8 protein-coding genes are annotated in these 7,667 nt (G+C 56.1%); 3 read left to right on the top strand and 5 right to left on the bottom strand.

All coding sequences use genetic code 11. The features are described from left to right. A partial coding sequence (locus CKO15_RS14730; protein WP_200191430.1) for a transposase occupies positions 1-97 on the top strand: 97 nt, incomplete at its 5' end. 220 nt (positions 98-317) lie between these two features. On the opposite strand, the gene CKO15_RS13010 is transcribed toward CKO15_RS14730, so the two are convergent. Together CKO15_RS13010 and CKO15_RS13000 are read right to left on the bottom strand one after the other, a co-directional pair. Next, a complete protein-coding gene (locus tag CKO15_RS13010) occupies positions 318-893 on the bottom strand; it encodes a DNA recombination RmuC family protein (RefSeq protein WP_200197071.1) in 576 nt (191 codons plus the stop codon). A gap of 1,349 nt (positions 894-2,242) precedes the next feature. Then, on the bottom strand, positions 2,243-2,878 hold the full coding sequence (locus CKO15_RS13000) for a DUF3782 domain-containing protein (protein ID WP_200197069.1): 636 nt from the start codon (positions 2,876-2,878) through the stop codon (positions 2,243-2,245). A 131-nt stretch (positions 2,879-3,009) separates the two neighbouring features. Here CKO15_RS13000 and CKO15_RS12995 point away from each other — a divergent pair, with 131 nt between their 5' ends. Continuing rightward, positions 3,010-3,177, top strand: a complete 168-nt coding sequence (locus tag CKO15_RS12995; protein WP_200197067.1) for a hypothetical protein — start codon at positions 3,010-3,012, stop codon at positions 3,175-3,177. 12 nt (positions 3,178-3,189) lie between these two features. Then, positions 3,190-4,254, top strand: coding sequence for a transposase (locus CKO15_RS12990; RefSeq protein WP_200197065.1), 1,065 nt, complete (start codon positions 3,190-3,192; stop codon positions 4,252-4,254). Positions 4,255-4,763: 509 nt separating this feature from the next. Here CKO15_RS12990 and CKO15_RS12985 read toward each other — a convergent pair. The 3 genes from CKO15_RS12985 to CKO15_RS12975 form a co-directional block, all read right to left on the bottom strand. Then, on the bottom strand, positions 4,764-5,900 hold the full coding sequence (locus CKO15_RS12985) for a prepilin-type N-terminal cleavage/methylation domain-containing protein (RefSeq protein WP_200197063.1): 1,137 nt from the start codon (positions 5,898-5,900) through the stop codon (positions 4,764-4,766). Positions 5,901-5,917: 17 nt separating this feature from the next. Further along, positions 5,918-6,673 carry a type II secretion system protein gene (locus tag CKO15_RS12980; protein ID WP_200197060.1) on the bottom strand — a complete coding sequence of 252 codons (756 nt, stop codon included), beginning with the start codon at positions 6,671-6,673 and terminating at the stop codon, positions 5,918-5,920. A 163-nt stretch (positions 6,674-6,836) separates the two neighbouring features. Beyond that, entirely contained in the window at positions 6,837-7,565 is a 729-nt protein-coding gene (locus CKO15_RS12975; protein ID WP_200197058.1) for a prepilin-type N-terminal cleavage/methylation domain-containing protein, read from the bottom strand. Between the last annotated feature and the right edge of the window lie 102 nt (positions 7,566-7,667).

Genomic DNA, 7,667 nt, shown 5'->3' with positions numbered 1-7,667 from the left:
GGTATTCTGGAGTCGCAGCTACTGCATCATTACCGTCGGTGGTGCGCCGCTGTCGGTCTTGAAGCAGTACATCGAACAACAGGAAGCCCCAGAGTAATGGCGCTGCGCGCCATGCGCCGCTTCACCAACCCCTAAGCCGCTGCGCGGCTATAGGCGGAGCACTGCGGCGCATTTTGGTAGAGCAACAGCGGTGTCGCAAGGCGTAACGAAAAGTAACCATCGCCAATGCGACACCAGCGCGGCGTGGCCCATGGATTCGGCCACCGCCGCCCTTGTGCTTCGGCGCCCGTCGTCCCGCGCGCTTGTGAGAAAATCTTTTAACCCATAAAGCGCATTGCCGTCAGCATGACGGTAATCATCAAACCCAACGAACCGACAATAAAACCGAGCACCAAATGGTGCTGTTTATCTTGCCGTCTGATCATTTCTTCGAAACGCTTATCGACCTGCTCGAAACGGCTCTCGACTTGATCGAAACGCTTATCGACTTGCTCTAGGCGCTTGTCGATCTGCTCGAAACGCTTGTCGACCTGCTCGAAATGCTTGTCCATCTGCTGCTGCATCGCCTCGAAGCGCTTGTCCATCTGCTGCTGCATCGCCTCGAAACGCTTGTCCATCTGCTGCTGCATCGCCTCGAAGCGCTTGTCCATCTGCTGCTGCATCGCCTCGAAGCGCTTGTCGACCTGCTCCAGGCGTTTGTCGATTTGGGCAAAGCCCTGCTGCATCAACTCGCCCTGATGTTTCAGCGCCTCCTCCACCCGTGTAATGCGCTCGTGCAATTCGCGATCATAGCCAGGCGGCTGCAGGACCAAGCGCTGCTCCTCTAGCCACCGCTTTAGGTAGGCTTCGATATAGGCGTTTATTTGTTCGTGGTCACCCTCAGCCAGCGCCATACGACAAACTCCTCCGTGATCGGTAATCACCTTCCGATCAATGGCATCTATTGTGTCACAACTGTTAGGGGCACAACCGTTGACGAGTTGTGCAGCGCTCCTTAGCCCGACGCCACTGAGCTCTGCAGGCAGGTGGACTATAATTCCCCGCGACTAGTTCAGTGTAGCATGGCGCTGGCGAGACGTAACGAAACGCTCCCAACGCATCGCCGGTGCGTCACCAGTGCGACGTGGCCCACGGATAAAGCGCTGCGCGAGCGGTTCAATGCCGGCGTCGAGGTCGCCGGATTGCTCTCCTGCTTACAGCTGCCCGCGCCCGTCAAACCGCTGCTGCCTGTTCGAGATGCGACTGCTAGTTGCGGCAGCCGCCGCCCTAGCTGGTATTCCCTGCTCCTTCGAGGAACACCTGGCTCTCGTCGACCACACCGGCCGCATTATCAACCCCAAAAAGCGCGGCGCCATCGCCCAGAACGCTCCACCGATCTTGCAGCGCCTCGGACGAGCTCCAACCGAGCCCCAGCAGCCTACCAAATAGCCGGAGAGAAGGTCGGTAGGTTGCGCACCTCAATCTGATCGCCGTTTTGACACAGGACATAGAGACCTTTATCAATCGCCGCAGCGGCCACGTCGTCAGAAACAACCATTCCCGCCACAGCCCCCATTACGCGATGCCCCTTGTAGAGCGGCATAACGCGCTTGAACTTCTCCAGCCGCGCCAAGTGCGCATCGATATGCTCATAGGCCAATTTGCTTTTGCACTCGACGANTGACAACCAGCAAATCGATCTCCAGTGCCTCGCCATCGCGTTTAGTCGACACCTGTGGATGGACCGAATGTACTTCAATGCCTTTTTCACGGAAGAGGCGCACTACAGCAGGTGCAACTTGGTGCTCCACAAACTCACCTAGCCGGTTGCCCAAATCGCCGAGGTTTTTGGAGAGCTGCTTGAGGCGCCGATCCGTATCCTGAAACTGGCGCTCGGTCTCCTGAAACTGGCGCTCGGTCTCCTGAAACTGGCGTGCAGTCTCCTGAAACTGGCGCTCGGTCTCTTGCCGCGACTCCTTCATGAGGCGTTCGGTCTCCCGAAACCGGCGATCGGCCTCCCGAAACCGGCGATCGGCCTCCTGACGCGACTCCTTCATGAGGCGTTCGCCCTCCTGAAAAAGCCGCCATACATCTTCAAAGGTCGGTTGTGCTTGCGACATATCAAAGTCCTCGGCCACAGCTACCACGGATACTCAGACCACACCGGGCGCATCATCAACCCCAAAAAGCGCGGCGCCATCGCCCAGAACGCTCCACCGATCTTGCAGCGCCTCGGACGAGCTCCAACCCAGCCGCCAGCAGCCTACCAAATAGCCGGAGAGAAGGTCGGTAGGTTGCGCACCTCAATCTGATCGCCGTTTTGACACAGGACATAGAGACCTTTATCAATCGCCGCAGCGGCCACGTCGTCAGAAACGACCATTCCCGCCACAGCCCCCATTACGCGATGCCCCTTGTAGAGCGGCATAACGCGCTTGAACTTCTCCAGCCGCGCCAAGTGCGCATCGATATGCTCATAGGCCAATTTGCTTTTGCACTCGACGAGGACCGCATCGCCGTCATTGACAACCAGCAAATCGATCTCCAGTGCCTCGCCATCGCGTTTAGTCGACACCTGTGGATGGACCGAATGTACTTCAATGCCTTTTTCACGGAAGAGGCGCACTACAGCAGGTGCAACTTGGTGCTCTACAAACTCACCTAGCCGGTTGCCCAAATCGCCGAGGTTTTTGGAGAGCTGTTTTAAAATTCGATCAGTCTCCTGAAACTGGCGCTCAGTCTCCTGAAACTGGCGCTCAGTCTCCTCCCGCGACTCCTTCATGAGGCGCTCGGTCTCCCGAAACCGGCGATCCGCCTCCTGACGCGACTCCTTCATGAGGCGATCGCTCTCCTGAAAAAGACGCCATACATCTTCAAGGGTCGGTTGTGCTTGCGACATATCAAAGTCCTCGGCCACAGCTACCACGGATACTCAAGTATACAACTGCGCTCTGCTTTTGCTCCATTGAGCCCCAACGAGCAGCGGACTAGAATACGCTGCAGCGCTGCCCGAGTGGAGCGAAGGCGCTGGTGCTGGCGGAGCATGACGACGCGCAACGCCTCGAACGCGCCACCTCGCTACCGCGTCACCAGCGCGGCGTGGCCTACGGATTCGGCCACGGCCGCAGTCGATTGAGCGCCCTGCGGCTGCCTCGCGGCAGCTCTATCGACGATCACCCGGCTACTGGCAACGGCTAAGGAGAGCCCACCATGCCCCGACCTCGCTGCGAGCAGATCTCGCCGGAGATTCCCTTCTACCACATCGTCACGCGCTGCGTGCGCCGCACCTTCCTCTGCGGCGAAGATCACACCACCGGCAAAAGCTACGAGCATCGGCGCCAGTGGGTCGAAGATCAGATCCGCCTATTGAGTTCGATTTTCGCCATCGACGTTGCTACTTATGCGGTCATGTCGAATCACTGTCATATCGTCGTCAAGCTCGACCCGAGTCAGACGGAGACATGGTCCGATGATGAGGTGATCCAACGCTGGGGTGCGCTCTATAAAGGCCCGCCGGTGATGAAGAAATATCTTTCCGGTGAAGCACTTGATGCGCTCGAACAGGTACAACTCGACAAACGGGTCGACATCTACCGCGAGCGGCTCGGGGAGTTGAGCTGGTTTATGAAGTGCCTCAACGAGCCCATCGCCCGGCAGGCCAACAAGGAGGACGGGTGCACCGGCCACTTCTGGGAGGCTCGCTTTAAGTCGCAAGCGCTCGGCAGCGATGCCGCGCTGCTCGCCTGCATGGCGTACGTTGACCTGAACCCTGTGCGTGCTGCCATCGCCCCAACGCCCGAGGAATGCGAGCACACCGGCCTGCGGGAGCGCATCGAGCCGCGCTTCGATCTGGAAAAGGCGCTGCGCGAGCGGTTTGATGCCGGTGTCGAGGTCGCCGGAATGCTCTCGTGCTTACAACTGCCCGCGCCCGTCAAACCGCTGCTGCCTTTTCGAGATGCGACTGCTGTTGCGGCAGCCGCCGCCCTAGCTGGCATTCCCTGCTCCTTCGAGGAGTACCTGGCTCTCGTCGACCACACCGGGCGCATCATCAACCCGAAAAAGCGCGGTGCCATCGCCCAAAACGCTGCACCGATCTTGCAGCGCCTCGGGCTCGCCAACGCGCAGTGGCTTGAACAGGCCACGCGCTTTGAGGCGCTCTACCGCCGAAAAGGCCGAGCGCACCTGAACGCGAAAACCGACCGTGCCGAAATACGCAGCGGCGGAGACAGCGGCGAGGGTTCTCGGGGACGCGGCGCACCGCGCGGCCCTGGCTGAAGCACCGCCAGAGACGCTTAGGAGCCGCAGCGGGCACGACAGATTCGGCCGCCTAGCGCTGCTCCCGGGCAGCGGCTCCACTCTCTCCTGCTCTTCCCCACTCTTCAGCGAATCGAATCGCCTGAAACGGGCCGCTTTGCCCGAAGCGCCCGATCACTCGAATGTTTCCGCGCCAATCAGGCCAAATTTTGACCGATTCGGCCTGCAAAGGCGAAGATCCGACCGCAAAAGCCATAGGGTTTTGAGATTTTGCAACCCCGCGATTTAACATAATCTACGTTATGCGAAACAACCCCAAGCAGTGCGTGTCCTTCACTCCTCTGCCAAGCAGTGAACCCCAAGCAGTGCGTGTCCTTCACTCCTAAACACGAAACAACCCCAAGCAGTGCGTGTCCTTCACTCCCCCGTTTTCAAGCAGTGCGTGTCCTTCACTCCCGTCCCATCCCTGCGTTTTAACATAACGTTGTATTCCGCGAATCACCCCAAGCAGTGCGTGTCTTTCACTTCCGCTAGTTTGGACCACCATCAACAGTGACAGTGTATTTCTTGCGATCCCATGCCCAAGCTTCTCCCGGGATATTAGCACCCACTTCGCGGACAAAGACCTCAATTTCGCATGGACCGGGATCACAAGAAACTGCTTCTAAATAGTCACACTGATCACTATCACTCCAACCATCATCATTAATTGACAAACATCCATTATCGCTTGATTCATGGTCATCAACGTTGCACTGAGCAACAAAATCGCTACCGCCACCACTCACATGCTCCCAACACCACTCGTAACCGTCTCCAGTACTACCACCCTCAGCAAGAAACTCAACATTTCCACCTACGGGTATCGTTATTTCATCACCCGCCGGAGAAGTAATCCTCACTCTACTGTCCGCAATGATCCCACTACACCGCATAGCCGAGAACAGTTCGGTGAACGATGGTGCTACAACACGGTCTAGGTAGTCGCCACTCTGGGGTTGCTCGGGGTGAGCCCACAACGGGCCATCACTATCATCAAGTGGGTTGATAAATTCATGGTCGTCATCACCAGTCAACTCCCGGTTAGCGGCTGCGATGGCGAAGGGTATGTTTCGGTCAGAAGTGTTGAGAGCGGTACGAGGTTGTCCTCGCAACAACCTGGCCACATGGAGAAAGTCACCGCGATAGTCTGCGTTGGCGTTCAGCAATCTCAAGCAAAACTGACCAGGATCACCTGCATTTATCAGATTGAAAACATCATTGTGACTATTATCAAAAAAAACCGCATACCGCATCGGGTTCTGAAAAGCATCCGTGCCACTGGTTAGCCCCAAGGTGCGGTATGGCAGGTATCCATGCGCTACTTCACAATCACCGTTAGTGCCGGTGCGATCCTCTAAACCATCAGGGTTTTGTGGATCATCCGGACAAGGCAACCGCCCCTCAGTGCGAGCGAAGGAGATCACCGCAGCTTCCGCACGCTCAAGCAAAGCCCTGTTTTCACTATCCTTTGCAGGGACAATGAGCGCTGGTACAAATCGTGCCGCCATAGCGGCGATAACACCAATGAGCACAAGGACGATTGATAACTCGATTAAAGTAAATCCGGCAGATCGGAGCGATGTGCTTGACGGCTTGCAAGTTAACCTTCTGATGCCTTTGCCCATTTTCTTGTCTCCGATGCCTAGAGTCCGCCGCAACCTAGTTCGCTGTGAAGCTGTCTAAAGGTGACAGCACGGACGCGCTCATGATAGCCATCAATACGAGGTTGATTAGGGTGGGCGTAGCGTAAAGGATCATCATTGATCGGGTTATCGACTATACGCTGCCCTTCACTACCAGCTACGATGACGAAAGCGACGTGTTGTTGAGCATCGTCACTGTTACTTGGTGCTTCGCTGCGATTAATCTCAAGGATAGCGAGGTGATCATCATCACCAAACAGAGGATCACCAGCAGCCTCACACAAGAAATATTCTAGTCCGTAGCTATTAGAGCAATCCCCACAAAATCGCTCGAAGGGGTGAGACTCATCATCTCCATCCACTTCGGTCAGCGGTGGATCTACACCGTCGCCCCCCAAAAAAACCGCATATCTCATCCTGTTACCCCACGGATCATTCCCTGAACTTAGACCTAACTCCTTGTAGGGAAGGTAGCCATGTGCCTGAGAACAGTCGCCCTCAGAACCATCCAACGGTGAAGAAATATCCGGACACGGCAACCGACCTTTCGCAGCAACGTATGCAATCACCGCCTGCTCTGCTCTCTCTAACCGCTTGTCAACATTCCTGTCTTGGCCCATGCCGGCAATATCAGGGAGGATTGAGACCATCACAGCCGCTATGATTCCGATCACAACCATGACGATGGATAATTCGATTAAAGTAAAGCCCCGAGCACTGTGACTCGATCTAACGGCCCATCTGACCTTATCCATCGCGGTTTACCTCTCAGCAAGCGACTGAACCCTATAGGGTTGAGGCAGTATCACGGTATCTCTATGTGGATGTAACTTGTTGTGCCGCAAAGAGGCGGACGAATTATTTTATCGCCCGCCTCTTTTACAGTTTTCAGTTTATCAACAGTCCACCCTACTACGGTTAGCGATACGGCGGCACCTCGACTACGACCGCAGTAACGAAGTTGCCTGACGCTGGAATGAAAGAACCACCATCAGAACACTCAGCAGCATCTCTTGCCCGCACCCGCCCCCCATTACACCGACCTGTCCCATCAACTTGGCGAGAGAACTCCGTAGCAATGTCCGCGGGAATATTGCGGAACTCTATGATGTTACGATCTCCACCAGTACCAAAGACGCTATCTGGATTTCCGTACCATCCTCCACGAAAAAACATGAGATCAGTAAATTCGGTCGGTCCCAGCATGGTTTCAGGAAGTGATGAACCCGGAGCAGTGGGGATGTTAGCTAAATCCTGATCAAACGCTTTATAGATCGCCCAAGCCTGTTCCGGAGCATCGCGATTGATGTGCTGAGGCGGCGTATCAATCGTATTCGTCCTAGGCGGCGTCACCCCTGCCCGGAGCAAGTAGCCAGGGCCGAAATCACCGTCTATTTGGAAAGTCGCCTCGTCATCCGTATCCCCAGGCGCCCGACCCGTGTTACGATAGTACTCCTCGTAGGCCTGCACCCAGTCATACATCCAAGCCACAGCCGAGCGATTATCCGCACTCCGCTGCACCTCAATCCCCGTCCTCACCGCAGCAATAATCAGCCCGATGATGACCAAAACAATAGCCATCTCAATAAGGGTGAAGCCACCCTCTCGTTTGCGCCCGAGGCGCCGCAAACATGAACCAGTATCCATCTCGACCACCTCTCACTCAGTTAGACCCACACAACACACAACAAAAACCACTACACCTGTGATAGAACCACACCCCCACCACCCTTGCAAGCGTAACAAGCC

The organism is Halorhodospira abdelmalekii, assembly GCF_016583625.1.
Lineage (GTDB): Bacteria > Pseudomonadota > Gammaproteobacteria > Nitrococcales > Halorhodospiraceae > Halorhodospira > Halorhodospira abdelmalekii.
Note: the sequence above shows the minus strand (reverse complement) of the source record. Positions and strands in the feature narration are given on the sequence as shown.

Bases quoted from the DNA above. Each gene is read 5' to 3' on its own strand.
- CKO15_RS12985 (WP_200197063.1), bottom strand. From the start codon at position 5,900: ATGGGCAAAGGCATCAGAAGGTTAACTTGCAAGCCGTCAAGCACATCG.
- CKO15_RS12980 (WP_200197060.1), bottom strand. From the start codon at position 6,673: ATGGATAAGGTCAGATGGGCCGTTAGATCGAGTCACAGTGCTCGGGGC.
- CKO15_RS13010 (WP_200197071.1), bottom strand. From the start codon at position 893: ATGGCGCTGGCTGAGGGTGACCACGAACAAATAAACGCCTATATCGAA.
- CKO15_RS13000 (WP_200197069.1), bottom strand. From the start codon at position 2,878: ATGTCGCAAGCACAACCGACCCTTGAAGATGTATGGCGTCTTTTTCAG.
- CKO15_RS12975 (WP_200197058.1), bottom strand. From the start codon at position 7,565: ATGGATACTGGTTCATGTTTGCGGCGCCTCGGGCGCAAACGAGAGGGT.
- CKO15_RS12990 (WP_200197065.1), top strand. From the start codon at position 3,190: ATGCCCCGACCTCGCTGCGAGCAGATCTCGCCGGAGATTCCCTTCTAC.